The sequence below is a fragment of the Streptomyces sp. NPDC056883 genome, from assembly GCF_042788835.1.
GTDB classification, from domain to species: domain Bacteria; phylum Actinomycetota; class Actinomycetes; order Streptomycetales; family Streptomycetaceae; genus Streptomyces; species Streptomyces stoeckheimensis.
This window is the reverse complement of sequence record NZ_JBHUBS010000032.1, coordinates 34,394-59,536: the sequence shown is the minus strand read 5'-3', so window position 1 is coordinate 59,536 and position 25,143 is coordinate 34,394. Positions and strand designations below refer to the sequence as shown.

At 71.4% G+C, this 25,143-nt stretch carries 26 protein-coding genes and 1 pseudogene; 18 read left to right on the top strand and 9 right to left on the bottom strand.

Annotated elements, in window-relative coordinates; all coding sequences use genetic code 11:
- Positions 1-126: 126 nt before the first annotated feature.
- On the bottom strand, positions 127-1,314 hold the full coding sequence (locus ACFRU2_RS40425) for a CdaR family transcriptional regulator (RefSeq protein WP_250747803.1): 1,188 nt from the start codon (positions 1,312-1,314) through the stop codon (positions 127-129).
- Between the two features lie 187 nt (positions 1,315-1,501).
- Between ACFRU2_RS40425 and ACFRU2_RS40420 the strand changes: the two genes are divergently transcribed.
- The 7 genes from ACFRU2_RS40420 to ACFRU2_RS40390 all read left to right on the top strand — a co-directional run bounded on the left by ACFRU2_RS40420 (position 1,502) and on the right by ACFRU2_RS40390 (position 7,786).
- Positions 1,502-2,299 carry an ABC transporter ATP-binding protein gene (locus tag ACFRU2_RS40420; protein ID WP_382981320.1) on the top strand — a complete coding sequence of 266 codons (798 nt, stop codon included), beginning with the start codon at positions 1,502-1,504 and terminating at the stop codon, positions 2,297-2,299.
- Positions 2,296-3,102, top strand: a complete 807-nt coding sequence (locus tag ACFRU2_RS40415) for an ABC transporter ATP-binding protein (protein WP_382981319.1) — start codon at positions 2,296-2,298, stop codon at positions 3,100-3,102. Before ACFRU2_RS40420 ends, ACFRU2_RS40415 begins: the two co-directional genes overlap by 4 nt.
- Positions 3,099-3,989: a branched-chain amino acid ABC transporter permease gene (locus ACFRU2_RS40410; RefSeq protein WP_250747797.1), complete on the top strand. Its 891-nt coding sequence runs from the start codon at positions 3,099-3,101 to the stop codon at positions 3,987-3,989. The genes ACFRU2_RS40415 and ACFRU2_RS40410 overlap by 4 nt, the downstream gene beginning before the upstream one ends.
- The gene (locus ACFRU2_RS40405; RefSeq protein ID WP_382981318.1) at positions 3,982-5,118 is read left to right on the top strand and encodes a branched-chain amino acid ABC transporter permease; all 1,137 of its coding nucleotides are present in this window, start codon (positions 3,982-3,984) and stop codon (positions 5,116-5,118) included. The genes ACFRU2_RS40410 and ACFRU2_RS40405 overlap by 8 nt, the downstream gene beginning before the upstream one ends.
- Complete coding sequence (locus ACFRU2_RS40400) at positions 5,115-6,380, top strand: ABC transporter substrate-binding protein (protein WP_382981317.1); 1,266 nt, start codon at positions 5,115-5,117, stop codon at positions 6,378-6,380. The genes ACFRU2_RS40405 and ACFRU2_RS40400 overlap by 4 nt, the downstream gene beginning before the upstream one ends.
- Positions 6,381-6,563: 183 nt before the next feature.
- Positions 6,564-7,136, top strand: a complete 573-nt coding sequence (locus ACFRU2_RS40395; RefSeq protein ID WP_382981316.1) for an RNA polymerase sigma factor — start codon at positions 6,564-6,566, stop codon at positions 7,134-7,136.
- Positions 7,133-7,786 carry a hypothetical protein gene (locus ACFRU2_RS40390; protein WP_382981315.1) on the top strand — a complete coding sequence of 218 codons (654 nt, stop codon included), beginning with the start codon at positions 7,133-7,135 and terminating at the stop codon, positions 7,784-7,786. Before ACFRU2_RS40395 ends, ACFRU2_RS40390 begins: the two co-directional genes overlap by 4 nt.
- A gap of 99 nt (positions 7,787-7,885) precedes the next feature.
- Here the strand turns inward: ACFRU2_RS40390 and ACFRU2_RS40385 are convergent, their stop codons facing one another.
- Positions 7,886-8,674 (bottom strand): GNAT family N-acetyltransferase, encoded by a 789-nt coding sequence (locus tag ACFRU2_RS40385; protein ID WP_382981314.1) that lies wholly within the window; start codon positions 8,672-8,674, stop codon positions 7,886-7,888.
- A gap of 117 nt (positions 8,675-8,791) precedes the next feature.
- Entirely contained in the window at positions 8,792-8,995 is a 204-nt protein-coding gene (locus ACFRU2_RS40380; protein ID WP_243336897.1) for a cold-shock protein, read from the bottom strand.
- A 272-nt stretch (positions 8,996-9,267) separates the two neighbouring features.
- On the opposite strand from ACFRU2_RS40380, the gene ACFRU2_RS40375 reads away from it, so the two are divergent.
- A complete protein-coding gene (locus ACFRU2_RS40375; RefSeq protein WP_382981313.1) occupies positions 9,268-9,660 on the top strand; it encodes a molybdopterin-binding protein in 393 nt (130 codons plus the stop codon).
- Positions 9,661-9,666: 6 nt separating this feature from the next.
- Positions 9,667-10,455: a sulfite exporter TauE/SafE family protein gene (locus tag ACFRU2_RS40370; protein ID WP_382981312.1), complete on the top strand. Its 789-nt coding sequence runs from the start codon at positions 9,667-9,669 to the stop codon at positions 10,453-10,455.
- A gap of 17 nt (positions 10,456-10,472) precedes the next feature.
- Here ACFRU2_RS40370 and ACFRU2_RS40365 read toward each other — a convergent pair whose 3' ends face one another.
- Both ACFRU2_RS40365 and ACFRU2_RS40360 read right to left on the bottom strand, forming a co-directional pair.
- Positions 10,473-11,072 carry an HAAS signaling domain-containing protein gene (locus ACFRU2_RS40365; RefSeq protein WP_382981311.1) on the bottom strand — a complete coding sequence of 200 codons (600 nt, stop codon included), beginning with the start codon at positions 11,070-11,072 and terminating at the stop codon, positions 10,473-10,475.
- Complete coding sequence (locus ACFRU2_RS40360; protein WP_250747775.1) at positions 11,069-11,443, bottom strand: PadR family transcriptional regulator; 375 nt, start codon at positions 11,441-11,443, stop codon at positions 11,069-11,071. The genes ACFRU2_RS40365 and ACFRU2_RS40360 overlap by 4 nt, the downstream gene beginning before the upstream one ends.
- Positions 11,444-11,628: 185 nt before the next feature.
- Here ACFRU2_RS40360 and ACFRU2_RS40355 point away from each other — a divergent pair, with 185 nt between their 5' ends.
- From ACFRU2_RS40355 to ACFRU2_RS40330, 6 genes are all read left to right on the top strand, one after another.
- Positions 11,629-12,591, top strand: coding sequence for a helix-turn-helix domain-containing protein (locus ACFRU2_RS40355; protein ID WP_382981324.1), 963 nt, complete (start codon positions 11,629-11,631; stop codon positions 12,589-12,591).
- Positions 12,592-12,610: 19 nt separating this feature from the next.
- A complete protein-coding gene (locus tag ACFRU2_RS40350; RefSeq protein WP_382981310.1) occupies positions 12,611-13,243 on the top strand; it encodes a class I SAM-dependent methyltransferase in 633 nt (210 codons plus the stop codon).
- A 298-nt stretch (positions 13,244-13,541) separates the two neighbouring features.
- Complete coding sequence (locus ACFRU2_RS40345; RefSeq protein ID WP_382981309.1) at positions 13,542-15,668, top strand: glucose PTS transporter subunit IIA; 2,127 nt, start codon at positions 13,542-13,544, stop codon at positions 15,666-15,668.
- A gap of 53 nt (positions 15,669-15,721) precedes the next feature.
- Positions 15,722-16,573, top strand: a complete 852-nt coding sequence (locus ACFRU2_RS40340) for a PRD domain-containing protein (RefSeq protein WP_382981308.1) — start codon at positions 15,722-15,724, stop codon at positions 16,571-16,573.
- A gap of 200 nt (positions 16,574-16,773) precedes the next feature.
- Entirely contained in the window at positions 16,774-16,929 is a 156-nt protein-coding gene (locus ACFRU2_RS40335; protein WP_382981307.1) for a hypothetical protein, read from the top strand.
- Between the two features lie 242 nt (positions 16,930-17,171).
- Positions 17,172-18,668, top strand: coding sequence for a UDP-N-acetylmuramoyl-L-alanyl-D-glutamate--2,6-diaminopimelate ligase (locus ACFRU2_RS40330; RefSeq protein ID WP_382981323.1), 1,497 nt, complete (start codon positions 17,172-17,174; stop codon positions 18,666-18,668).
- Positions 18,669-18,700: 32 nt separating this feature from the next.
- On the opposite strand, the gene ACFRU2_RS40325 is transcribed toward ACFRU2_RS40330, so the two are convergent.
- Positions 18,701-19,198, bottom strand: a complete 498-nt coding sequence (locus ACFRU2_RS40325) for a hypothetical protein (RefSeq protein WP_382981306.1) — start codon at positions 19,196-19,198, stop codon at positions 18,701-18,703.
- Positions 19,199-19,386: 188 nt separating this feature from the next.
- Between ACFRU2_RS40325 and ACFRU2_RS40320 the strand changes: the two are divergent.
- Positions 19,387-19,938 (top strand): annotated as a pseudogene (locus ACFRU2_RS40320) (carbohydrate binding domain-containing protein); the annotation flags it as partial.
- Positions 19,939-20,022: 84 nt separating this feature from the next.
- A complete protein-coding gene (locus ACFRU2_RS40315; protein WP_382981322.1) occupies positions 20,023-21,096 on the top strand; it encodes a chitinase in 1,074 nt (357 codons plus the stop codon).
- 94 nt (positions 21,097-21,190) lie between these two features.
- On the opposite strand, the gene ACFRU2_RS40310 is transcribed toward ACFRU2_RS40315, so the two are convergent.
- From ACFRU2_RS40310 to ACFRU2_RS40300, 3 genes are all read right to left on the bottom strand, one after another.
- Entirely contained in the window at positions 21,191-22,432 is a 1,242-nt protein-coding gene (locus ACFRU2_RS40310) for an amidohydrolase family protein (protein WP_382981321.1), read from the bottom strand.
- Between the two features lie 418 nt (positions 22,433-22,850).
- Entirely contained in the window at positions 22,851-23,252 is a 402-nt protein-coding gene (locus ACFRU2_RS40305) for a hypothetical protein (protein WP_382981305.1), read from the bottom strand.
- A 37-nt stretch (positions 23,253-23,289) separates the two neighbouring features.
- Positions 23,290-24,552: an FAD-dependent oxidoreductase gene (locus ACFRU2_RS40300; protein WP_382981304.1), complete on the bottom strand. Its 1,263-nt coding sequence runs from the start codon at positions 24,550-24,552 to the stop codon at positions 23,290-23,292.
- Between the two features lie 253 nt (positions 24,553-24,805).
- Between ACFRU2_RS40300 and ACFRU2_RS40295 the strand changes: the two genes are divergently transcribed.
- Positions 24,806-25,132, top strand: coding sequence for a hypothetical protein (locus tag ACFRU2_RS40295; protein ID WP_382981303.1), 327 nt, complete (start codon positions 24,806-24,808; stop codon positions 25,130-25,132).
- Positions 25,133-25,143: the final 11 nt, after the last annotated feature.

Below are 25,143 nucleotides of genomic sequence, written 5' to 3'. Positions count from 1 at the left end.
TGGCAGAACAACCACTGGTACTAAACCGACCAGCGGAACACGAAGACACGCAACGCCCGACCGGTATCCCTCCGGCCGGGCGCTTTTGCATACCCACAGGCCTCGGCCACATGGCGATGCGCGCCCTCAGCCGCCCGACAGCCGGTACGCGTCCCGTGCCAGGGTCAGCGCGATGAGGTCCCGGGGGCGGGACAGGGACTTCGACGTCAGGTGTTCCAGTCGGCGCAGGCGGTTGAAGACCGTGTTGCGGTGGCAGTACAGGCGGCTCGCCGCGCGGCCCGCGGACCCCTCCGCCGCCAGCCAGGCGTCGAGGGTCTCCAGCAGCATCGCCCGGTCCGCCGGGTCCAGCTCCAGCAGGGGGCCGAGCACCGCCTGGACCAGCTCGGCGGACAGTTCGGGCTGGCGCACCACCAAGGCCGTGGGCAGCCGGTCGGCCAGCCGCACCAGCACCCGCTCGTCCTGCCCGCAGGTCCGCAGCGCGGTCTCCGCCAGCCGCCGGGCCCGGCCCAACTCGGCCAGGCCGTCGACCACCGGGCTGATGCCGCCCGGCCCCGGGCAGCGGTCCGCGAGCTCGGCCGCCAGATCGGCCGGCGAGGAGTCGCCCAGGGCCACCACGGCCAGCTCCCGCTCCGTGCGCATCCGCCAGAACAGCCGCATCCCGCCCGCCGCCACCACCCGGTGCACCGCATCGCCCCGGTCGGCCGGCAGCACCACCACCGCGTACCGCCCCTGCTCCGGCAGATCCAGGGCCAGCGCCACCTGTGCGGCCAGGGCCGGCGCCGTGTCCCCCTCCAGCAGGGCGTCCAGCAGGGCCTGGGCCCGCTCGTCGCTGCGTCGGCGCATCTCCAGCTCCGCGGTGCGGTACGCCTCCGCGGTCGCGGCCGCCTGCTGCTCGATCCCCGCCCACATGGCCCCGGCCGCGCGGGCCAGTACGGGCAGCGCCTCCGGATCCTTCTCGGTGACGATGTCCAGCAGCGCGTCCCAGGTGAGCCGGCCCGCCCTGCGGTACGCGTAGAGCAGCAGGTCCAGCGGCAGCCCCTGCTCGGCCCGGCGGCGGCCCAGCTCCTCCGCGTACACGAGGTCCTTGCGCGGGCCGGACCGGGGCGCGGCGAAGGCCTCGATCCCGTAGTGCATGGCCTCGCTGACCTGTTGCCAGTGCTCGTCCCGCGGAACGGCGAGGTCGAACAGCGGCGAGTGCTTCGCCAGGTCCCTGATGAGCTGGTCGGTGAGTCCGGGAATGTCGGCGATCAGTACGTCCGCCGCCGACACCAGGACCGACCACTCCTGTTCCGTGCGCGATCTGCGTCCACCCATGGCCGCTGAGGATGTCACCCCGCCTCCGCCGCCGAAAGGGGCCCGCGCGAGAGGTCTGTGCGCGTGCACAACACGCTCCCGTCCGGGCTGGTCATCGGCAGCGATTCCGCATCGGCCCGTGGACGCCCGCCCCGGCCCGGTGCTGGTGTGTGCGCCAGCACAAGGCCGCCCAGAGGAAGGAGACGACGTGGGTTCGCTCCACGTGCGTGAGCTGTCCATCGGCTACGGGCCGGTCCGGGCACTGCGCTCGGTATCGCTCGACGTGCCCGCCGGCGCGGTGGTCGTCGTACTCGGAGGCAACGGCGCCGGGAAGTCGACGCTGCTGCGCGCGGTGTCCCGGACGCTCGGGTTCCACCGGGGAGCCGTCACCGGCGGGAGCATCAGCTTCGACGGCCGGCCGCTGGACGGGCTCACCCCGGACCGGGTCGTCGCCGCGGGAGTGGTGCAAGTACCCGAAGGGCGCAAGGTGTTCACCCGGATGACCGTCGCGGACAACCTGCGCGCCGGGGCCCTGGGCGGCCGCGCGGGATCCCGCGCCGACACGGCCCGCTCCCTGGCCCGGGTGCACGAGCTGTTCCCCGTACTGGCCCAGCGGGCTCGGCAGCGGGCCGGACTGCTGTCCGGCGGCGAACAGCAGATGCTCGCCCTCGGCCGGGCCCTGATGGCCCGCCCGCGGCTGCTGCTGCTCGACGAACCCACCCTCGGGCTCGCGCCCAGGATGGCCGCCACCATCGCCGAGACCATCACCGAGATCAACGCCTCGGGCGCCTCGGTCCTCCTCGTCGAACAGAACGCCGCCCTGGCGCTGCGGCTCTCTTCCCACGCCTACGTCCTGGAGGTCGGCGAGGTCACCCTCGACGGCCCGGCTCCCGAGCTGGCCGCCTCGGACGAGGTACGCCGCCGCTACCTCGGCATCACCGACGAGGCGGCGCCCGACGCGGCCGCCGCCGGGGCGCGGCGGGAACTGCGCAGGTGGTCGGCATGAACGGGGACGCCGTGAACACGAACGCCTCACCTCCGCCGCTCACCGTCACCGACGTCACCGTCCGCTTCTCCGGCCTGACCGCGCTCGACGCGGTCTCCTTCACGGTGGAGCCCGGGAGCGTGCACGCCGTCATCGGACCCAACGGAGCGGGCAAGTCCACCTGCTTCAACGTGCTGTCCGGGGTGTACCGGGCCACCGGTGGAAGCGTCCGCTTCGGCGCCGCCGAACTCACCGGCCTCGCCCCGCACTCCGTCGCCGCCCTCGGTATCGCCCGCACCTTCCAGAACCTGGCACTGCCCCCGCACACCACCGTCGCCGACAGCCTCCTGCTGGGGCGCCACCGGCTGATGCGGACCGGCTTCCTGGCCGCCGGCCTGCGGCTGCCCGCCGCCGCGCGCGAAGACCGCAGGCACCGCGAACGAGTCAGGGAGATCGCCGAGTTCGTCGGGCTGGAGGGCGACCTCGCGGCGCCCGCAGGCTCCCTCCCGTACGGAAAGCAGAAACTCGTCGAGCTGGCCCGGGCCCTGTGCATGGAGCCCCGGCTGCTGCTCCTCGACGAACCCGTCGCCGGCATGACCGCCGACGAGAGGCAGCGCACGGCCGCCGTCATCGCGGGCGTCCGGGACGGCCTCGGCATCTCGATCGTGCTGGTCGAACACGACATGGGGGTGGTGATGCGGCTCGCGGACGCGGTGACCGTACTCGACTTCGGCAAACGCATCGGCGGCGGAACTCCCGCGCAGGTGCAGAACGATCCCACAGTGATCCGCGCGTACCTCGGAGAGGAGGAGCCGGCCGCATGACCACGTTCCTCGAACTGCTCCTCGGCGGGCTCTCCATGGGCTCCGTCTACGCCCTGATCGCCCTCGGCTTCGTGGTCATCTTCAAAGCCACCGAAGTGGTCAACTTCGCCCACGCCTCCCTGCTCCTGGCCGGCGGGTACGTCACCGCCACCCTGCACGAGGAGCTCGGATTCTGGGGCGCGCTCCTGGCCGGGGCCCTGTCGGCGGCCGCCGTGGGCGCGGCGATCGAGTTCCTGGTGATGCGGCGCTACCGGGGCCAGGACCAGAGCGTGCTGGCCATCGTCACCATCGGCGTCGACATCCTCCTCATCACCGACCTCACCCGGCGCCTCGGCACCGACGTGCTCTCGCTCGGCGACCCGTGGGGCGACCGCGTCGTCCACCTCGGTGCGGTCACCGTGCCCCAGACCCGGATCGCCGCCATCCTCGCCGCGGGGCTGCTGATCACCGTGTTCCTGCTCGTGTTCCGGCACACCTCCTGGGGCGTGGCCATGCGCGCCGCCGCCGAACAGCCGGAGACGGCCGCGCTGATGGGCGTACGGCTGGGCCGGGTCTCGCTCGCGGCGTGGGCCGTGGCCGGGGCGCTGGCCGCCGTCGCCGCGCTCTTCCTGACCGTCTTCCCCACGCCCGGCCTGGAGCGGGCCACCTCCCTCGCCGCCCTGAAGGCCTTCCCGGCCGCGATCCTCGGCGGTCTCGACTCCACCTCCGGCGCACTGGCCGGAGGTCTGATCGTGGGCGTCACCGAGGCCCTGGCCACCGGTTACCAGAGCCAGTTGACCTTCCTCGGCCGGGGCATCGGCGACCTGGCCCCGTACCTGGTGATGGTCGCGGTCCTGCTGATCCGTCCCGCCGGACTCTTCGGCACGAAGGAGCTCGCCCGTGTCTGACACCCGCAGCCCCGTGCTGCACCCCGAGGCCGCCGCCCCGGTGGCGGCCTCCCGGCCCCGGCTGCTCACCACCCGCAACGCGGCGGCGGCAGCCGCCGTCCTGGTGCTCCTCGCGCTGCCGTTCTACTTCGACCGGTTCTGGCTGCAGGCCGGGCTGTTCGCCATCGCCGCCGCCATCGGGGCCATCGGGCTCAACCTGCTCACCGGAGCCACCGGCCAGCTGTCGATGGGCCACGCCTTCTTCCTCGCCGTGGGCGCCTACGGGTACTGCGCGCTGGCCGGGGACGGAAGTACGGCGGGCAGCCACGAGCTGGTCGGACTCGGGCTGCCCAGCTGGCTCGCCGCGGTCCTGGCCGTCGCCCTCGCCGGGGCGGCGGGGGGCCTGTTCAGCCCCATCGCCGGCCGCCTGCGCGGCGCGTACCTCGGCATCGCCACGCTCGCGCTGATCTTCATCGGCCAGCACGTGCTGTTCAACGCCACCAGCGTCACCGGCGGGTTCAACGGGCGGGAGGTGGAGCCCCTGTCCCTCTTCGGCTTCACCTTCGACGACACCGAGACCGTCATCGCCGCCGTCCCCTTCCAGTCCGCCGAGAAGCTCTGGTACGTCGCCCTCGCTCTCCTCCTCGGCGGCGCCCTGTTCGCCCGCGGCGTCCTGCGGGGCCGGCCCGGCCGGGCCATGAACGCCCTGCGCGACCACAGCATCGCCGCCGGGGTGATGGGCGTGCCGGTCGCCCGGTACCGGGCCGCCGTCTTCGTCCTGTCGTCCATGTACGCGGGGCTCGCCGGTGTCCTGCTGGCCCTGGTCTTCCAGCGCACCGTGCCCGACTACTTCGGCATGGTGCTGTCCCTGGAGTACCTCGCCATGATCGTGATCGGCGGCCTCGGCACCGTCGCGGGAGCCGTCGTGGGCGCCGTCTTCGTCTCCCTCCTGCCCCAACTCCTCACCCGTTACAGCGACGCCCTGCCGCTGGTCTCCGCCCCCGGAACGGGCGGGGTCTCGCCGGGCGAGGCCTCCCGCTACCTGTACGGAGCGGCCGTCGTCGTGGCCGTCCTGTTCCTGCCCGGCGGTCTCACCGGCATCACCCGGATCGTCCGCACCCGCACCACACCCCCGAAGGAGCGAACGTGAACAGAAGAAGGCACGCCGCCGCGGCCCTGGCGGCCGCACTCGTCCTGACCGGAGCCGCCGGGTGCAGTGGCAAGGCCAAGCCCGCCGAGGGCGACAAGCCCGCCGCCTCGGGCGGGGTCAAAGCCGGAGACGGGGTGAGCGACAAGACGATCAAGCTCGGCGCGCTCACCGACATGACCGGCGTCTACGCCTCGCTCGGCAAGAGCGTCACCCAGGCCCAGCAGTTGTGGGTGAAGCAGACCAACGCGGCGGGCGGCATCTGCGGCCGCACCATCGAGCTGACGGTCCGCGACCACGGCTACGACCCGCAGAAGGCCCTCGCCGCCTACACCGAACTGGAGCCCTCGGTGCTGGGCTTCGCCCAGTTCATCGGCTCCCCGTTCGTCTCCGCCGTCAAGCAGCGGATCGACGGCCAGGACAAGGGGCTGGTCATCCCGCAGGCCTGGTCCGCCTCCCTGCTCGGCAGCCCCTACATCCGCACGGTGGGCGCGACCTACGACATCGAGACCATCAACGCGGTCGGCTACCTCCTCGACCAGAAGCGGATCGCCTCGGGCGACAAGATCGGGCACGTCTACTTCGAGGGCGACTACGGCGAGAACGCCCTGACCGGAGCCAAGGCCATCGCAGCGGAGGCCGGGCTGACCGTCGTCGAACAGAAGATCAAGCCGACCGACAACGACATGACGGCCCAGGTCGCCGCCCTCAAGCAGGCCGGGGTCAAGGCCGTGGTCATCAGCGCCGGCCCCCGTCAGGCGGCCTCGCTCGTCGGAGTCGCCGCGGCCGGCGGCTGGAACGTCCCGATCGTCGGCAACAACTCGGCCTTCTCCCCGCAGCTCCTCGCCACTCCGGCGGGCGCGGCCCTGCAGAAGGACTACTACGTCGCCTCCTCGGCCCTGCCGATCGGCTCGACCGAGGCGGGCCCGGCCGCGCTGGCCGCCGCGTACAAGGCGGAGTACCCGGACTCGGGCCTGGACAACGGGGTGGTGGCCGGGTTCACCGCCGGCACCCTGTTCGGGGAGGTGCTGAAGAAGGCCTGCGCCGACAAGGACCTGACCCGCGAGGGCATCCGGGCGGCCCTGCTGAGCCTGAAGTCCTACGACAACGGCTTCGGCATCACCCACGACTTCTCGGACCCGAAGGCCCCCTCCACCCGACAGAGCGTGATCATGAAGCCCGATGCGACGGTCCCGGGCGGCATGAAGGTGGTCAAGGAGGCCACCGCGGCACCCGCCGCGACGAAGTTCACGCCCGCTTCCTGAGCGGAGCGCAGGAACGGACGCCGCCGCCCCGACCCGCGTCGGGGCGGCGGCGTCCGTCTGCGTGGGTCCGGTCATCCGGTACCCCCGGCGGGCTCGACCACTCCCGATGAAACGCTTGAGGCGCCTTCGGCCAAGTACTGGATGAGGGAGCCATCCGGGATCCCTGCGCAAGGGAGGCACCGGGTGCTCAGCCCACGACACGAGACCGGACCGCCGGGTCTCACCACGCCCGAGGGATTCGGTGCGTTCTACGAGGAACACATCGACGCCGTCCTCGGATTCGTCACGCGCCGGGTCGCCGACCCGCACCTGGCGGCCGACCTGGCCGCGGACATCTTCCTCGCCGCCATGGGAGCCGCTGCCGGCTACCGGCCCGGCAGGAGGGCTCCGATCGTCTGGCTGTTCGCGATAGCCCGCACCATCCCGCCGGGCGCCCGCGGCCAGGCCCGCGACGGCGGAGCACCGGCGCGACTCAGCGGCCGGGGCCTCCTCGACGGCGAGGACCTTGCCGCGCTGGAGGAACGCATCGAATCCCAGCGGGCCTTCAGACAGCGGGCCGAGCGCCATGCCGTCCTGCCCGAGCCGCTGCGCGCGGCCCTCGATCTCGTGGTGGTCGACGAACTCACCCCGGCCGAGGCCGCGCAGGTCCTCGGCGTCACCCGGGCGACGTTCCGCGTCCGCCTGCACCGTGCCCGGCGCGCTCTGGGCGCCGTCCAGGGCTCTGTCACCGAAGCCCAGTTGGAGGTATCCCGATGAGCGACAGGCCCAGTGGTTTCGAGGAGCGCCTCAAGGCGGCGCTCATGGCACGTCTCCCGGACGTGCCGCCCGCACCCCCCACCCGATCCCGCGCCCGGCAGTACGGCATCCCGTTCGCCGTGGGCGCCGCGACGGCAGCGGTCGTCGCCGTGATGGCCCTGCCCGGCAGTACCCACGACGGCTCCCGGCCCGCCCAGGGTCCCGTCGGCTCGCCGAGCCCCTCGGCCACGGACGAGCCGGAGATCAAGCGGGACCCGGACGGCTCGCTCCGGTTCAACCTGCCCGAGAACCACCAGGTCCACGCGCTCGTGGAGCGGCTGAAGGCACTGGGAGTCGCAGTCGCTGTGGTCCAGTCGAAGCCACGGTCGCAGTGCTCCGAGGTGGGAGGCGGGTACCGCGGTCCTCAGGCCGATCCCGAGGCCGAGGTCATGCCGAGGGGCGGTGGCGGCGGCATGGACCTGAAGGTCAACGCGAAGACGGTCCCGCCGGGCTACACGCTCACGTTCGGGTGGTCGGACTACTACCCGCTGGGTCAGGGGGGGAGCAGCTTCGGCGTGATCGAGACGTCCAAGGTCCCGTCCTGCACGATCGACTTCTCCGAGGGACTGGAGGAACTACTGGCATCCCGCGCTGCCAGTCCGACCCCGTAACCCGCATCCACCGGCCAGGACCCCCCAGCACCGCATGCGGCCGCCCCCGGCCCCTCACAGGGCCGGGGCGGGCCTGTCCACCGTTCCCTACGGACTTCCCTACGGACGTGCGGTGAAGAGCGCTTCGGTGAACTCCGTGACCTCGCTGAAGCCGAGCCGGCGGTAGAGGCGGACGGCGGTGGCGTTGTCCGCACGGACGTTCAGGCCGATGTGGTCCACGGTCTCTCCCAGCCGTCGGCACAGCGCGGCGACACAGGCGCCGCCGGCGCCCTGGCCGCGCACCCGGGGATGCGTGGTGACGTTCCCGATCGCGGCGACCCGGTAGGCGGCCGAGTGCACGTGTACGCCCGCCACGGCGACCAGTTGTCCGGCCTGTCGGGCGCCGAGGTACTGGCCGGTGTCGAGCATGCGGTCGTCGAACCAGTTGCCCGGGTAGGCCTGTTCGAAGAGTTCAAGGAGTTCCGGGAGGTCGGCCCGGCTCAGTGGGGCGGGCTGCCAGGGTCCGGCGGGGTACCGCTCGGCCACGTCGGGCTCGGTCAGCGCCATGCGGAGCAGGGTGGAGTGAGACTGGGCGACGTACCCGGATTCCAGAACCTTCGCGGCGTTTCCGGTCAGATGGCCGAGAAAGCGCCGGGGCAGTACGGGGAGCAGCGCCTCGGCGAGCTCCTCCAGGGCGGCCGCTTGCCCGGGGCGGGTGAAGCCCAGCAGCGTCGGTACGTCGCCGACCGCGTAGAGCAGTGCCACCGGCCCGTCCGGCGAAGCGGTGTACCAGCTGGTGTGGGGCCAGGGCAGGTCGTCGAGGTCGCCGAGTTCCATCAGGTTCATGGCGGCATCGCGTACGAAGCGGGCGGCCAGGTCCGATCGGTCGTGAAGGCTGTGCAGGATCACCCGGACAGAGTACGGCGGTGCTCGGCCCGGTTCGACGGCGAGGTGGGGCGGGGCCGCCGGAGGCGGACGCAGCGACGCCCCGCACCGATACGGTGCGGGGCGTCGGGCTGCTACGGCTCAGAGGGGACGGATGTCCTCGGCCTGCGGGCCCTTCTGGCCCTGGGTGACCTGGAACTCGACCTTCTGGCCCTCCTGGAGCTCACGGAAGCCCTGGGCGTTGATGTTGGAGTAGTGGGCGAAGACGTCGGGGCCGCCGCCGTCCTGCTCGATGAAGCCGAAGCCCTTTTCCGAGTTGAACCACTTCACAGTTCCGGTGGCCATCTTCATGCTCCCTGTCGGGGACGAGGGTCCTCGCTGCTGAGGACCCTTGGGTGTGGGGTGCTTGCCCTGGTCCTCCGACGCTTGGTGAAGCGGTACTTCGGACACACGACTGCCGATCACGAGGCATGATCTACCCACTTGCACGAGGAGGGCAAACCGATGATCGTTTTGCCCTGGCATGGGCACATCGCCTCCGGCCGATCGAGCCCGCCGCCGTGCGGGTCCGAGGGTCGTCAACGGGCCCGCGATCTCATGCCCGTAGGGTGGTGCTCATGGAGTCGTACACGATGGGACAGGCCGCCGACCTGCTGGGTGTGAGCGTCGACACGGTGCGGCGGTGGGCCGACGCCGGCCGCTTCCCGACCCACCGGCAGGGCAGCCGGCGCATCGTGGAGGGTCCCGCCCTCGCCGGGTTCTGCGTGGAGGTCGCCCAAGAGGGCGCCGATGACGGGGACACCCCGTACACCTCGGCGCGCAACGCGTTCCCGGGGATCGTGACGGCCATCAAACTGGGTGACGTCTCCGCGCAGGTGGAGGTCCAGGCGGGCCCGCACCGGGTGGTGTCGCTGCTGACCCGGGAGGCCGTCGAGGATCTCAGTCTGGCGCCGGGCGTCACGGTCACCGCCCGGGTGAAGTCGACCAGCGTGCACATCGAACGCGGCTGAGCTCCCTTGGAATGGGGGACGGGCCTGGCCGGCCTGGCCACCGGTCTGCTGATCGCGGTGATCACCGCACCGGTCGGGGTGTCCGGCGCGGTGTTCCTGCTGCCGGTACAGCTGAGCGTGTTCGCGGTCCCGAGCCCGGCGGTCACGCCGACCAACCTGCTCTACAACGTCGTTGCCGGCCCCGGCGCGCTCCTGCGCCACCACCGCACCGGCACCCTGCACGGGCCGTTGGTGCGCCGGATGGTTCTCGGAACCCTGCCCGGCGTCGTCCTCGGAGCCGTCATCCGGGTGTTCGCGATCCCGGGACCGGCCGTCTTCAAGGCCTTGGTGGCCGGGTTCCTGCTCCCGCTCGGACTGTGGCTGACCGCCCGCACGCTCCTGCCGTCCCGGTGGCCCGGCCGGGCCCGCGAGGCGCTGTCGCCGCGGGCGGTGACCGCCCTGGCCCTGACCGTCGGCGTGGTCGGCGGGATCTACGGCATCGGCGGTGGCTCCCTCCTGGGCCCCGTCCTGGTCGGCCGCGGCATGCCCGTCGCCCAGGTCGCCCCGGCGGCCCTGGCCTCGACCTTCGCCACCTCCGTGGTCGGCGCCGCCACTTACACCCTGCTGGCCCTCTCCGGGCCCGGCAGCATCGCGCCGGACTGGTTCCTCGGCCTGGCCTGCGGCGTCGGCGGCCTGATCGGCGGGTACCTCGGCGCCCGCCTCCAGCCGCACCTCCCCGAGAAGGCCCTCAGGCTCCTCCTGGGCACCCTGGCCACTGCCGTAGGCGCCCTCTACGCCGCCCAGTCCCTCACCTGAGTCCCTCAGCGGACGGCTCAGGCGCGGCGGCCCCTCCAGAGCCATGCAGCCGTGCCGGCCAGCAGGGCGAGCGTCGCCAGGTTGGCCAGGTTGGCCGGGGTGTCGCCCGAGGGGACGGCGCTGGACCAGATCCAGACGCTGATGGCGAGGGTCGGCAGGACGGCGGTGAGCAGAACGCCGGTCGTCTTCTGGACCGTGCTCCAGTGCACTGACGTACAGAGGAGCACCGCGCCGATGACGCGGAACAAGGTGCTGCAGAACCCCGCGGCGGGGACGTGGGGGAAGACCGAGGCGACGAGGAAGGGGACCGTGAGCATCAGGAGCGGCACGAGCGGGTGCACCTTGCCGCGCCGGACGCGTGCGTCGGCCCCGCCGCGGGCCGGGGCGCCGACGACCCCGTCGCCCGCCTCGGCCAGTGCCGTCGCGGCGATCGCGCGAGGGTCCCCGAGTTCCGACAGGACCTCGCCGATCGTGACGTGGGGACGTTCGGCGCGGGTCACCTCGATGTGTTCGGCGAGGTCGGCGAGGAGTTCCCGGCGACGGTCGGCGGGCAGTGCGGAGGCCTCGCGCTCGACGGCGGAGAGGTAGTCGCGTGCGGGGTCGGCCGAGGTCTTCATGCGGGATCTCCGGTGGCGTGGTGCGGGGTGGCGAGGAAGTCGTCGACGGCGTTGCGGAAGCCGGGCCAGACACGGGTGAACTCGTCGAGCGCGGCGCGGCCGCTGTCGGTGAGCGCGTAGTAGCGACGGGGTGGTCCGGAGGCGGACTCCTGCCAGGTGGTGGTGACCAGGTCGTCGCGGCGCAGCCGGGAGAGCAGCGGGTAGACCGTGCCCTGGCTGGTGGCCAGGGTGCCGGAGTCCTCCAGGGCGTGCAGGAGCTCCACCCCGTACCGGGGGCGGTCCCGCATCAGGGCGAGTACGCAGTACTCCAGGACCCCCTTGCGCAGCTGGGCGGCCGCCCGGGCCTGCTTGGTCGAATCACCTGGTTCCATGCGATGCAAGATACCTGGTGAGACAACCGGCCGGGAAGGGGGCCCGGTGGCCCCCGGTGGCCCCCGGTGTCACGTTCGCCGGAATCGGGTGTCCGATACTTGATCGCGTGACGGGGGGAAGCACGGCTGCGGACCAACCGGTAGGGAACCGGTTCACTGCCAGGTCAAAGGGTGTGGGTGATCGCATGGGCTCGTCGGTGGTGTCGGAGACCGTCGTGGAGCGCGAGGACAGGTTCGATTGGTTTTGCGAGACGGTGTCCAGCGATGTGATGCCCGTCATGCTCAGCACCCGGCACACCGCCGACTTCCGGGCGAACATCACGGACCTGGATCTCGGCGTGGTGCGGTTGTCCGCGTTGAAGTGCTCGCCGGTGCTCTCGCGCCGCACTCCGGCCCATGTCCGGCGTGGCGACCCCGAGCACGTCCAGCTGGCGCTCGTCACCCAAGGTGCTTTCAAGATCTCCCAGCGGGGCAGCGAGTCGGTGGTCGCCGGGGGACTCGTGCTCACGGACACCTCGCGGCCGAGCGAAGGAGTCAGCGCCGGCGGTCAGGGCGAGGCGATCGTGCTGCAGATTCCCCGCCCCGCCCTGGGGCTGCGCCCGAACCGCGTGGACCGCCTCCTCGCGCAGAACCTGGCCGCGGACAGAGGGTCGGGGGCCGTCTTCGCCGACTTCCTGAAGACCCTGCTCACGCACGGCCCGCGCTGCCGCCCCGAGGAACTGCGCGGGATGGGGTCCATCGCCCTCGACCTGGCCACCGCCTGTCTCGCGCAGCAGCTCGGCGACCTGGGCGAGGCACCTGCCGAGGTGCGCGCGCAGGAGACCCTGCAGCGGATCCACCGCTTCATCGAGAACAACCTCGGCGACCCGGGCCTGACTCCGCAGCTGATCGCCGATCGGCACAACCTGTCCCTACGGGCCCTGCACGCCCTCTTCGCCGGCCAGGACCTGAGCATCGCGGCACGTATCCGCGCGAACCGGCTGGAGCGCGCCCACGCGGACCTCGCGCGCGGGGAACTGAGCGGACAGCCCGTTCAGGCCATCGCGGCGCGCTGGGGATTCTCCAGCGCCACCGCGTTCAGCCGGGCATTCCGTGAGACCTACGGAATCACCCCGACCGAACACCGGGCCTCGTCCCTGCACGCCTGAGGGTGTTAGCTTCCTGCCCATGGTGGATCATCAGACCGAGACCAGGACGGCCTACGACGGGGTCGTCGAGCTGTATGCGTCGATGTTCGCCGATCGGTTGGAGACGCACCCGTTCTCGCGGAACATGATCGGCACCTTCGCAGAGCTGGTGCGCGGAACGGGAAACCCGCGAGCGGCCGACGTGGGATGCGGCCCCGGACACCTGACGGCCATGCTGCACGATCTGGGACTGGACGCCTTCGGGCTCGACCTCTCCCCGGCCATGGTCGACCACGCCCGCCGGGCCCACCCGGCCCTGCGCTTCGACGAGGCGCGCATGGAGGCCCTGCCCGTCGAGGACGCAGCGCTGGGCGGCGTACTGGCCCACTACTCGATGATCCACACACCGCCCGGGGAACTGCCCGCACTGCTCGCCGAGCAGGTCCGCGTCCTGGCCCCGGGGGGCCTGCTCCTGGCCTCGTTCTTCGCGACCGACGGATCGGAGGATCCGGTCCGCTTCGACCACAAGGTGACGCCCGCCTACAGCTGGCCGGTGGACCGGTTCGCCGAGCTGCTGTCCGGAGCCGGCCTCGTCCCCTTCGCCCGGCTCGTCCACGACCCGGCTTCGGAACGCGGCTTCCTCGACGCCCATGTGCTGGCCCGCCGCCCCTAGGGGGTGTCTTGCCGATGTGACCAAAGACCCTGAAATGGTGCAACACGTCGGCGCCGTACTCCGCGCGCATTTCCCGGTGTTAAGATTTTGTTTGATCGATCTCGATCGCAGGATTGTTACTCCCCGAGGGCATCACCTTCGTCGCCACGCGACGTCAAGGCGGTGCGCCGCTTGAGGGGAGGCAAGGCCTGGGTAGCGCCGCGTGCGCGACCCGGGCCTTTTTTGTTGCCCGGATCCGGGCGTGAGAGATCGCGAACCGAAGCAGGATGGCAAGCGCCCCAGGATGCAAGGACGCATCATGAACACACCCGTAGCCGGACCCGGCACGCTCGCGGAGCAGATCCTCCGCGGCGTCGGCGGAGCCGAGAACATCGAGAGCCTCACGCACTGCGCGACGAGGCTGCGTTTCCAGCTCCACGACGGTGCGAAGGCCGACACGGCCGCGCTCGATGCCCTCGGCGGCGTCATGGCCACCGTGCCGCAGTCCGGTGACCGCCTCCAGATCGTGATCGGCGGAGCCGTCGCACGCGTCTACTCCGAGATCATGAACCTGCCGTCGATGGCAGGGGGCGGCACGGCCGGCCCGAAGTCCGACGCCGACGTCAAGGCCGCGATGCGGGCCAAGAGCCGCGGCCGCTACGCCTGGGTCGACAACTTCTTCGAGTACCTCTCCGACTCGTTCCGCCCGCTCATGGGCGTCCTGCTGGGCTCCTCGCTGATCATCGCGATCGCCTCCGTGCTCGACGCCCTGGGCGTGGTCGACTTCCGCGCCGCGGACAAGTCCGCCACCTGGGTCTTCGTCGACGCGATGTGGCGCTCGGTGCTCTACTTCCTGCCGGTCATGGTCGCGTACAACGCGGCCAAGAAACTGAAGATCGACCCGTGGGTGGGTGCCGCGGTGATGGCCGCGGTCATGACCCCGAACTTCACGGGCATGCTCAACCCGAAGTCCGGGATCCCCGGCATCACCTGCACCACCAACGGCACGCTCGGCACCCAGGAGTGCGTGGCGCACGTGTTCGGCCTGCCGATGCAGCTGAACGACTACGGCGGCCAGGTCTTCGTGCCGCTGCTGATGGTCGCCGTGCTCGCCCTGGTCTACAAGGGACTGCAGCGGATCTTCCCGGAGACCGTGCACCTGGTCTTCGTACCGTTCTTCAGCATGCTGATCATGATCCCGATCACCGCCTTCCTCATCGGTCCGATGGGCGTCTGGGCCGGCAACGGCCTCGGTTCCGGCCTGTCGTGGCTGAACGGCAACGCCCCGATCGTCTTCGCGATCATGATCCCGCTGCTGTACCCCTTCCTGGTGCCGCTGGGTCTGCACTGGCCGCTGAACGCGCTCATGCTGGTGAACATCAACACCCTCGGCTACGACTTCATCCAGGGCCCCATGGGCGCATGGAACTTCGCCTGCTTCGGCGCGACCGCCGGTGTGCTGCTGCTCTCGATCCGCCACCGCGAGAAGGAGATGCGCCAGACCTCCGTCGGCGCCCTGGCCGCAGGTCTGCTCGGCGGCATCTCCGAGCCCTCGCTGTACGGCATCCACCTGCGCTTCAAGCGGATCTACCCGCGCATGCTGGTCGGCTGTCTCGTGGGCGGCGTGATCGTCGGCGTCCTGGGCGGTGTGGACACCAAGGCCTTCGCCTTCACCTCCCTGCTGACCATCCCGGTCTTCTCCCCGATGGGCACCTACGCCATCGCGATCACGGCCTCCTTCTTCGTGTCGATGGCGCTCGTGTACTTCTCCGACTTCCGCACCCCGCAGGAGCGCGCCGAGGCCAACGCCGAGCGCGACGCCGCAGAGGCCGCTGCCCGCGGTGAGGCCGTGGCGGCCGACGACCGCGAGCTCGTCACCGTCGGTGCGACGGCGACCGCCGAGGGCGCCTCCGGTACTGCTTCCGCTTCCGCTTCCGCCTCCGGTTCTGCTTTTACTTCCACCCCGGCGGCCGGTGCTCCCGCCTCCTCCGCCGCACGGCCCGTCGAACTCGCCGCTCCGGTCGCGGGCCGCGTCGTCGACCTCGACGAAGTCGGCGACCCGGTCTTCGCCTCCCGTGCGCTCGGCGAAGGCGTGGGCATCGAGCCGGCCGACGGCCGCATCGTGGCCCCGGTCGACGGAGAGCTGATCATCGTCGCCGCCACCGGCCACGCCTTCGGCATCCGCACCGCCGACGGCGTCGAGGTGCTCATCCACGTCGGCATCGACACGGTGAAGATGAAGGGGGAGGGCTTCGACGTCCGTGCCGAGGCAGGCCGGCAGGTCTCCGTCGGCGACCTCCTCGCCGAGGTCGACCTCGACGCCGTCCGCGCGGCGGAGCACCCGACCGTCACCCTCATGACGGTCACCAACACCGCCGACCTCACCTCGGTCGAGCCGCACACCGGTCGGACCGGATCCGGGGAGGGAGTGGCGCACGGGTGGTAGACAATGCGGGATCATTGGTCAGAATCGGACCGCGAAAAGAAGGAGAGCAGGCGTTGAAGGCGCTGCGTGTCCTCAATAACAACGTGGTCCTCGCGCGCGACGACAAGGGGCAGGAGGTCATCCTCACCGGGCGCGGCATCGGCTTCAGCTCCCGCCAGGGGAAGCCGGTCGACCCGGCACTGATCGTGCGCGTCTTCGTACCGGCCGACGGCCGCGACCCCGACCACCTGAGCGAGGTCCTCGCCCTCATCGACGAGGAGGTCCTGCGGGCCGTCGTGATCGCCCTCGACGAATCCGGGATCGAGGGACGCGAGTCCACCCGGCCGACCCTGGCCATCGCCGTCGCCGACCACGTCGCGGGCGCGCTGGACCGGGCGGCGCGGGGCATCGTCATCGAGTACCCGCTGCGCGCGGAGGTCCAGGCGCTGTACGCCGCCGAGTTCGCGCAGGCGCAGCGTCTGCTGGAGGCGATCAACCAGCGCGTGGACCCGCGGTTGGATCCCTCCGAGGCGATCGCGCTCGCGCTGCACCTGGTCAATGCCGGATTCGCCACGGGCGACCTGTCCTTCACGTACACGATGACCGGGGTCATCCAGCAGATGCTCGCCGTCGTGCGGGAGCGGTACGGGCTGTCGGTCTCCCAGGAGTCCCTGAACGCGGCGCGTTTCATCACCCACGTGCGCTACCTCTTCGTGCGCATCCAGCAGCACCGGCAGCTGAAGGGGCACGAGTCGACGATCGGCGAGGGCATCCGGCGGCACTACCCGGAGGCGACCCATACCGCCCAGCAGCTGGCGGCGATCGTCGAGCTGCGGCTGGGGGAGCGCCTGAGCGAGGACGAGGTCTCCTACCTGGCACTCCACGTGGCCCGCATGACCCTGGAGTCGGACGGCGCCACCGCATAGGCCCGGGCCAGGTACGCGTACGCCCGCATGCCGGGGCGCGTGCGGAGTCATCGCACCTCGGCCGCCCCGGTGGGCGCCCGACGGCGACGATGCGATCCGCGGGGCAATTGCCCAGCCGCGGACGGCGGACCGGGGCGGACCTGCCCGCCCGGCGCGCGGACGCGGCGTACGGATCGGGTGGGCCCACGTACACTCGGCCCATGAGCCGCACACGACGTGTCATGGGGGAGTGCCTGCCGCAGGCCGGCCCCGACGCGCCCGCGGTCCCTGCGGGCCGGACGGGCATCAGCCTCCGGACCGCCGCCGACGGTCAGGCCCCCACGGTCGGCCGCGGCGTCCTGCACGGCCACGGCTAGCGCTTTCCCACCGCGCCCGGGCCCCTTTCCTCCCGCCGCACCATCCTCGGTGACGGCCCCTGCCCCGGCAGCCCGCGCCCGGGCCCGATCACCGTGTCCGATCACCGTGTCCGGTCCGGCCCCGTCGTCTCGGGGGCGACGCATCGCCCTCCCGCAGTACCACCGCGGTCCCGACGCTCCGTCGGCACTGCCACCAGGTTAGGGCCGTGCGCCGGGCCGTAGCCGCCTCCGAAGGGACCACCGTGAAGTTGAGCGGGTTGCTGACCGGCCATGAACACCACGTCATCCAGGGCGACATCGAGTCCACGGCGATCACCGCGGGAACCACCTTCGACGTCGACCGGGTCGTGCCGGGCTCGCTCTTCATCGCCGTATCCGGCCACCGCGGAGGCGGCCCCGCAGCCATCGCTGCGGCGCTCGCGCGCGGGGCGGTCGCGGTGCTCGTCGACGAAGCGGGAGCCGCCGCCGCACCCCGCGGGCAGGAGCTGCTGCCGGCGGTGTGCGTCGTACGGGTCCGCGACACCCGCAAGGCGGCGGCCGTCGTCTCCTCCCGCTACTTCGGCGAGCCGGGCCGGCACATGGACGTGGTGGCGGTCACCGGGACCAACGGGAAGACCTCCATCTCCTACATGGTCGAGTCGCTCCTCAAGATCTCCGAGGGCGCCTCGGTGGGCGTGATCGGGACGGCGGGCAGCCGGATCGGCGACGAGATGATCCCCATGCCGCCCACGGTGCTGACCACACCGGAATCACCGGACCTGCAGTACCTGCTGGGCCGCATGCGGGACCGGGGCACCGGCAGCGTGGTGCTGGAGGCAACCTCGATGGCCCTGCAGACGTACCGGGTGGACAGGACCTTCGTCGACGTCGGCGTCTTCACCAACCTGACGCAGGACCACCTGGACGACCACGGCACGATGGCCCACTACACGGACGCCAAGATGCGGCTGTTCCAGGGGCTGTGCCGGCACGCGGTCGTCAATGTGGACGACGCGGTGGGAGCCGGGATCCGGGCGATGATGCCCGGCGCCGTGACGACGTACGCCCTCGACGAGGACGCCGACTTCCGGGCCACGGACCTGATCGCGGATGCTTCGGGCACGCGGTTCACGCTGCACCACGCCGGCCGGGAGTACCCGGCGTCGATCCCGGTCCCGGGCCGGTTCTCCGTGTCCAACGCACTGGCGGCCGTGGCGGCCTGCCGGGTGCTGGGTCACGACCTGGACGGACTCGTCGCCGCACTCGCCCAGATGCCGCCCGTACCGGGCCGGTTCGAGCGCTTCGTCACCCCCGCCGGCACCTCGGTGATCGTCGACTACGCGCACTCGCCCGACTCCCTCGACAAGGTCCTGACCGCCATCAGGGGCTTCGCCCGGGGCCGCGTCATCACGGTCTTCGGCTGCGGCGGAGACCGTGACACCACCAAGCGCGCCGAGATGGGCCGCATCGCCGGCGCCCACTCCGACCTCTGTGTCCTGACCTCGGACAACCCCCGCACGGAGAACCCCGAGACGATCCTGGACCAGATCGCATCCGGGATCGGAAGCACCGGCACACCGTACGAGCGCTCCGCCGACCGGCGCCGGGCCATCGCCTTCGCGCTGTCCGAGGCGCAGCCCGAAGACGTCGTCCTGATCGCGGGCAAGGGCAGCGAACCGCACCAGATCGTGGGCGAAGTCCTGCTCCCGTTCAGCGACATGGCGACCGTGCGCGACCTCGCCTCCCGCCTGCTCCCCTGAGCCCGTACGCCGGACGGCGGCGCGACGGCCTCCTAGTCGGGGATCCCGGGCATGCCCCAACGGGCGCTCCTGTCACCGACGTCGGCTTGCGGACACGTCCTCCGCCAGGTGGTGAGCGCCGGGGGAAGGCCGGGACGGCCGAAGAAGAGCCGCCTTCCCCGCACGTGCAGCCGAAGTCTCGCCGAGCCGTCGACGTTGTCGTGGATGACGAGCACCCGGGTCACCTGGCGGGGGTCGTGGTCCGTGATCCGTCCTCCGGCACGGCGGAGGCGGAGCCTTGCGCTGCCGGCTGCCCCGCCGGGGACGATCCGCACCTCGACCAGGCGCCGCCGGTCCCAGGCCCCGTAAGCGATCTCCACGAGCACGTAGGCCACGGCTGCCAAGGCCGCCCACCGGCCGTCGGATTCGGCCCACATCACTAGGCCGAAGAAGCCGAGGCAGCATGCCGCCACCGCCATGCGCCGCAGCAGGGGAACAGCGCGCATGCCCTTGTCCGCCGCGTCCCAGAGCACGTCCTCGCCGGCTGCCATCCCGTCATCATGGGCCCCGGCCATCCCTCTTGAGAAGCCCCGCCCGATCCTCCTATTGGTCCAGACCTATTGACCGGCCGTGTCGTTGCTCCTACGATCCGGTCGGCACAGCCCCACCTGTCCCCACCTCACCCGGAGCCGGGCGTCACGCCCCCACGCGTCGGTCATGTCCATGACGCTCGGCCTGAATGGAGCACACCATGTTCCGTCGGAGATCACGTACTCCGCGCCCGCCGGCCGACTTCGGCCCTCGTGCGGATCGGACCGGCCGCACCAGGCGCGGAGCGACCGTTCTGAACCGCTCCCTCGCCGGAGTGAGCGCCGCCGCCGTCATCGGCGCCGGCATCGCCGCGGCGGGTGCCGTCACGGCCGGCGCCGCGACGAACGAGGCCGTCGCCACCAACCTGGTGGTCAACTCCGGATTCGAGAACGGCCTCTCCGCCTGGACCTGCTCCGGAGGCTCCGGGGTGGCCGTCGGCACTCCGGTCCGTTCGGGGGCCTCCGCGCTCAAGGCCACACCGTCCGGCCAGGACAACGCCCAGTGCACCCAGACCATCAGCGTGCAGCCCAACTCCCAGTACACGCTGAGTGCTTACGTCCAGGGCAGCTACGTCTACCTGGGCGCCACCGGCACCGGCCTCACCGGAACCACGTCGACCTGGACGCCGAGCAGCCCGTCCTACGGCCAGCTCAGCGTCGCCTTCGGCACGGGGCCGAGCACCACCTCGGTGACCGTCTACCTGCACGGTTGGTACGGGCAGCCCGCGTACCACGCGGACGACGTGTCGCTCGTCGGCCCCGGCGGCAGCAGCCCCACCCCGACCGTGCCGCCGACCACGACGCCTCCCACCACCGCGCCGCCCACCACCGCGCCCCCGACGACCACTCCGCCGACCACGGCGCCCCCGACCACGACGCCTCCGACCACCGCCCCGCCCGGCGAGACCTGCCCCACGAAGCCCAAGCCGGCCGGCAAGGTCCAGCAGGGCTACTGGGAGAACTGGGACGGCGCCTCGAACGGCGTCCACCCGGGCATGGGCTGGGTCCCCATCACGGACAGCCGGATAGCCGCGCACGGCTACAACGTCATCAACGCCGCGTTCCCGGTGATCCTCTCGGACGGCACCGTCCAGTGGCAGGACGGCATGGACACCGGCGTCAAGGTCGCGACCCCGGCCGAGATGTGCCAGGCCAAGGCGGCCGGAGCGACGATCCTGATGTCGATCGGCGGCGCCACCGCGGGCATCGACCTGAGTTCCAGCACCGTCGCCGACAAGTTCGTGGCGACCGTCGTGCCGATCCTCAAGAAGTACAACTTCGACGGCATCGACATCGACATCGAGACCGGCCTGTCCGGAAGCGGCAACATCAACACGCTGTCCGCGTCCCAGGCCAACCTGATCCGCATCATCGACGGCGTGCTGGCCCAGATGCCCGCGGGCTTCGGCCTGACGATGGCCCCCGAAACCGCCTACGTCACGGGCGGCAGCGTCACCTACGGGTCGATCTGGGGCTCCTACCTGCCGATCATCAAGAAGTACGCCGACAACGGCCGGCTGTGGTGGCTCAACATGCAGTACTACAACGGCAGCATGTACGGGTGCTCCGGTGACTCCTACCAGGCAGGCACCGTCCAGGGCTTCACCGCCCAGACCACCTGCCTGAACAACGGCCTGACCATCCAGGGCACCACCATCAAGGTGCCGTACGACAAGCAGGTCCCCGGCCTGCCGGCCCAGACCGGCGCGGGCGGCGGCTACATGACGCCGAGCCTGGTCGGCCAGTCGTGGAACGCCTTCGGCGGTTCGCTGAAGGGGCTCATGACCTGGTCGATCAACTGGGACGGCTCGAAGGGCTGGACCTTCGGCGACAACGTCAAGTCCCTCCAGGGCCGTTGATCGCACCCCGCTGACCCTCAGGGGGATGCGGACATGAACGGGCAGGGCCCCGGGGGCGCGTTGAGCGCCCCCGGGGGTCTTGCTCCGGTGTGGTTCAGGAGGCGGTGCGCAGCCGGGCGGCCGCGGATTCCGCTTCCCGGACCACGCGGTCGGTGTCGACGTCGACGAGGCGGCCGTTGAGCTTGAGGGGACGGCCGTCCACGAAGACCGCGCGGACGTTCTCCGGGCGGCCGTTGAAGACGATCTGGTTGATCCAGTCGAATCGCGGCGCGAAGTTGAGGGCGGCCGGGTCGATCACGATGACGTCGGCGCGTTTGCCGGGGCTCAGGGAGCCCACCGTGTCGGCCATGCCGATCGCTTCGGCGCCGCCGAGCGTGGCGAGGCGCAGGACGTCGTGCACCTGGGGGAACACCGAGGACTCCAGTGCGCGTGCCCGCTGGAGACCGATGGCCGCTTTCATGAGGCCGAAGAAGTCCGAGGTGTCGTTGGTCCCGCCGTCCTGGCCCAGCCCGGCCTTGACGCCGCGCCGGCCGAGGTCCGGCAGCCGCATGATCCCCGAGGCGAGGCGCATGTTGCTGAGCGGACAGTGTGCGACCCGCACGTCGTGCGCGGCGACCGCGGCGATCTCGTCGTCGGTGAGGTGTATCGCGTGGTTCATGAGGAGCTGCGGACCCAGAGCGCCGATGTCCGTGAGGGTGCCGACCGGGTCGTCCGCGCGCTGCTCGGAGCGCTCGAGGACATGACTGTTGAGCATGACTCCGAGATCTCGGGCGATCTCCCAATGCAGCCGGTTGAGGCCCCGGATGGCCCGTGCGGCATGGGTGGCGACCTGGGCCGAGGCGAGGGGGAGCGGGTCGAGGAGCTCCTTCTTCGTCCGGGCGATCAGTGCGGCTTCCCGCTCGGCCTGGAACATGGCGTAGGCGAAGCGCACACCCGTGTCGGCCAGGGCCCGCACGTACTGGACCGTCGTGTCGTACGGGAGGGCGTCCACCCAGTCCACGAGCGTGGTCACGCCGGACTGCACGGAGTCGAGGGCGCCGAGGCGGACGAAGCGGTACATGTCCGAGGGCGTGATCCGGGAGAACGTCGCCCGGTTGCAGTCGGCCAGCCATCCGAAGAGGTCTCGGTCCGCGCAGCCGCCCCGCATCGACGACTGCCACAGGTGGGTGTGCACGTCGACGAATCCCGGCATCACCAGCTGGCCGGTGGCATCGATCACCTGGGTGCCGGGCGGGACGGGCAACCGTCTGCCCACGGCCGCGATGGCGCCGCCCCGCATGTGGACGTCCGCGTGCTCGACCGTCCCCAGAGGGCCGTCGCCGAGCGCGGGGTCCATGGTGAGCACGAGTGCGGCGTTCCTGAGGACGACGGCTTGCCCCGAGGGCGTTCCGCCGTGCGGCCGGCTCCTCCCGGCGCCCACCAGGAGCGGGGCGGCCGCGGCCATTCCGAGGCCGCCCAGGACGCCGCGACGGCTGGGCGCCCCTAACGTGGGCGTGGGCGTGGGCGAGGGCGAGCGGAGTTCGGGTAAGGGGGGCGGGACGGGTTCGGGACACTCGCTGAGCGGGTTCATGGCGTGTGGCCTCCCAACGAACGAGGGTGGGATCGCCCTTCCCCCGCGCTGACGGTCGGTCAGGTGAAGGCGGGGAGGGTAGGTGAATCGTCCATCGGGCCGAGGTCTTTCCGATAGAGGTGCGTCAACATTCTGTAGAAGTTTTATCCGTGGCGCCGCCTCCGCCCAGGAAAACGTGCTGCTCCTACGGCCCTTCGTCGTAGGTCCCCGCCTCGATCTCGAGGGCGAGTTCCTGGAGGACCTCGATCGCGGACACGTCCGTACGCCCGCCGTCGTGAGCGATCGCGAGGCTGGTGAACGCCAGGCTGAATCCGGAGACCATCGTGTGCAGCGCCGGACCGAGGGCCTCGGCCACCGCCGTGGCGACCTGCTGCGGAGAGGCGTCGGCCGGCACGCTGATCGACGGCAGCATCTCGTTCAGGAGGGTCGAGGCCACTTTGGCCGTTGCCCCGTCGGCGTCCCCGTGACCGTCTGTGCCGTCTCCGCCGTCTCCGTTCGTGTCCCGTTCGGATTCGACGGCCCGGCGGATGTCCTGGGCTTCGGTGAGGATGCCGATCACTCGCTTGAGGACCTCAGTGCGTTCCATCCTGTGGAGCGTAGCCCCGCACGCGAACCTGCGCGGCTCATCTGGGCTGCCGCTCCACGGAGCCGGCGCCGCGCAAGGATTCCACGGGCGGCCGCTCCCGCAGCGCCCCGTAGCCGATGAAGTAGGCCGGCACCCGGTTCAGCCATCGGGAGTCGGTGACGAGCTCCGTCAGCCGCTTCGCCACCTGCGGGTGGCCGAACGCGGTCCGCCCGGCCAGCAGGGGTTCGATGACCCGGGCGTGGGCCAGGCGTTGCAGGCTCTGGGTGGTCACCGTCGTGGGCATGCGGCGGCGTTGTACCCGGCGTACGTCGTGCAGCCCCACCGTCCCCGCGCGCAGCGGTCCCACGAGATGGCGGGCCGCCGCCACCGCGTCCTGTACGGCGAGGTTGATGCCGATGCCGAAGACCGGCGACATCGCATGGGCGGCGTCGCCGATGCACAGCAGCCCCGGCCGGTGCCAGCGGCGCAGCCGCTCCAGCCGTACGTCGAGCAGCTTGACCTCGTCCCAGGAGGGGACCGAGTGCGCCCGGTCGGCCAGCCACGGGACGGCCTGCGTGAACTGGGCCATGAACCGGTCCAGGCCCTCCGCGCGGCGCTCGGCATCGGTCCCCTTGGGGATGAGTCCCGCGCACTGCCAGTAGTCACCGCGGTCGATGAGCGCGCTGAAGAACCGCTCGCCCAGGCCCCCCACGAGCCCGCTGGGATCGCTCTCGTGGCGCGGCAGCCGGAACCACCAGGCGTCCATCGGGCACGGGAAACCCTCCAGGCCGAGCTCCGGCAGCTCCCTGGCGAAGGATCCGCGGCCGTCGCAGGCCACGGTCAGCGTGGCCCTGAGCTCACCGGCGACGCCGTCCGCGGTGCGGTACCGCACGCCGGCGACCCGGCCGTGCTCCATCAAGAAGGACGTCGCCTCGGTGTTCATGCGCAGCCGGAAGGAGGGTTCCTTGCGCGCCTCGTCGGCGAGCAGATCGAGCAGGTCCCACTGCGGCACCATCGCGATGTAGTTGTACTTCCCGGGCAGCGCCCCGATGTTCCCGACCGTGACCAGGGAGCGGTCGGGCCCGATGGGCAGCTGCACCGAGGTCACCCGCCGCTGCGGCAGCCGGGCGAACCGCTCGGCGAGGCCGATGTCGTCCAGCAGGGACAGGGTGGACGGGTGCACGGTGTCGCCGCGGAAATCGCGCAGGAAGTCGCCGTGCTTCTCGAGCACGGTGACCTCCACCCCGGCCCGGGCGAGCAACAGGGCGAGCACCATCCCGGCGGGCCCGCCGCCCACCACACAGCAGGTCGTACGCTCCACGGCAACCCTTCCCTTCACCGGCATCGGCCGACCCGACGACGTAGACACCCCACCAGCTTGCTCGTCACTGCCCCGCGCGGGGCGGCGACGCGCGGTGTCCTGGGAGCAGACCCCTTGCCGGGGCGGCCGGCCTCCCCGACGATGCTGCATGGCCCCTTCTGCCCGCGTTCTGCCGGGCCCTTGACGGGTCATCGAACAAAAGGGGGATGAAGTGACGAACGATCACACTCCGAAGAAGCGTTCCCGTGCGGCGATGTCCACACTGGTACCGCTCCTCGTGCTCGCCGGGCTGCTGCTGGGCCCGGCGGCGACCGCCACGGCGGCCGCGCCGGCCGCCCGGCAGGCTCCCGCGGCTGTGGCCCTCCAGCAGAGCCCCCTCTCGGCCGGCGCCGGCACGGTGACCGTGCTTCGCGCACCGACCTCGTCCAGGGTTCAGGCCACCACCGGCAACAAGAAGAAAAAGAAGAGCAAGAAGAAGGGCGGGATCTTCAAGACCCTCATCATCGTCCTGCTCCTGGTGGTCGTGGTGCTCGCGATCTTCCTCGTCGTACGCATGCTCCTGCGCCGCAGGTCCGCCTAGGAGGGCCCGGA

What these genes read in the sequence shown, in the direction of transcription:
- ACFRU2_RS40365 (WP_382981311.1), bottom strand. Translation starts at nt 11,072, where the DNA reads ATGAAGACCTCGGCCGACCCCGCACGCGACTACCTCTCCGCCGTCGAG.
- ACFRU2_RS40410 (WP_250747797.1), top strand. Translation starts at nt 3,099, where the DNA reads ATGACCACGTTCCTCGAACTGCTCCTCGGCGGGCTCTCCATGGGCTCC.
- ACFRU2_RS40380 (WP_243336897.1), bottom strand. Translation starts at nt 8,995, where the DNA reads ATGGCCACCGGAACTGTGAAGTGGTTCAACTCGGAAAAGGGCTTCGGC.
- ACFRU2_RS40355 (WP_382981324.1), top strand. Translation starts at nt 11,629, where the DNA reads ATGGGCTCGTCGGTGGTGTCGGAGACCGTCGTGGAGCGCGAGGACAGG.
- ACFRU2_RS40310 (WP_382981321.1), bottom strand. Translation starts at nt 22,432, where the DNA reads ATGGACCCCGCGCTCGGCGACGGCCCTCTGGGGACGGTCGAGCACGCG.
- ACFRU2_RS40425 (WP_250747803.1), bottom strand. Translation starts at nt 1,314, where the DNA reads ATGGGTGGACGCAGATCGCGCACGGAACAGGAGTGGTCGGTCCTGGTG.
- ACFRU2_RS40295 (WP_382981303.1), top strand. Translation starts at nt 24,806, where the DNA reads ATGTCCACACTGGTACCGCTCCTCGTGCTCGCCGGGCTGCTGCTGGGC.
- ACFRU2_RS40350 (WP_382981310.1), top strand. Translation starts at nt 12,611, where the DNA reads ATGGTGGATCATCAGACCGAGACCAGGACGGCCTACGACGGGGTCGTC.
- ACFRU2_RS40305 (WP_382981305.1), bottom strand. Translation starts at nt 23,252, where the DNA reads ATGGAACGCACTGAGGTCCTCAAGCGAGTGATCGGCATCCTCACCGAA.
- ACFRU2_RS40375 (WP_382981313.1), top strand. Translation starts at nt 9,268, where the DNA reads ATGGAGTCGTACACGATGGGACAGGCCGCCGACCTGCTGGGTGTGAGC.
- ACFRU2_RS40335 (WP_382981307.1), top strand. Translation starts at nt 16,774, where the DNA reads ATGAGCCGCACACGACGTGTCATGGGGGAGTGCCTGCCGCAGGCCGGC.
- ACFRU2_RS40360 (WP_250747775.1), bottom strand. Translation starts at nt 11,443, where the DNA reads ATGGAACCAGGTGATTCGACCAAGCAGGCCCGGGCGGCCGCCCAGCTG.
- ACFRU2_RS40345 (WP_382981309.1), top strand. Translation starts at nt 13,542, where the DNA reads ATGAACACACCCGTAGCCGGACCCGGCACGCTCGCGGAGCAGATCCTC.
- ACFRU2_RS40325 (WP_382981306.1), bottom strand. Translation starts at nt 19,198, where the DNA reads ATGGCAGCCGGCGAGGACGTGCTCTGGGACGCGGCGGACAAGGGCATG.
- ACFRU2_RS40415 (WP_382981319.1), top strand. Translation starts at nt 2,296, where the DNA reads ATGAACGGGGACGCCGTGAACACGAACGCCTCACCTCCGCCGCTCACC.
- ACFRU2_RS40390 (WP_382981315.1), top strand. Translation starts at nt 7,133, where the DNA reads ATGAGCGACAGGCCCAGTGGTTTCGAGGAGCGCCTCAAGGCGGCGCTC.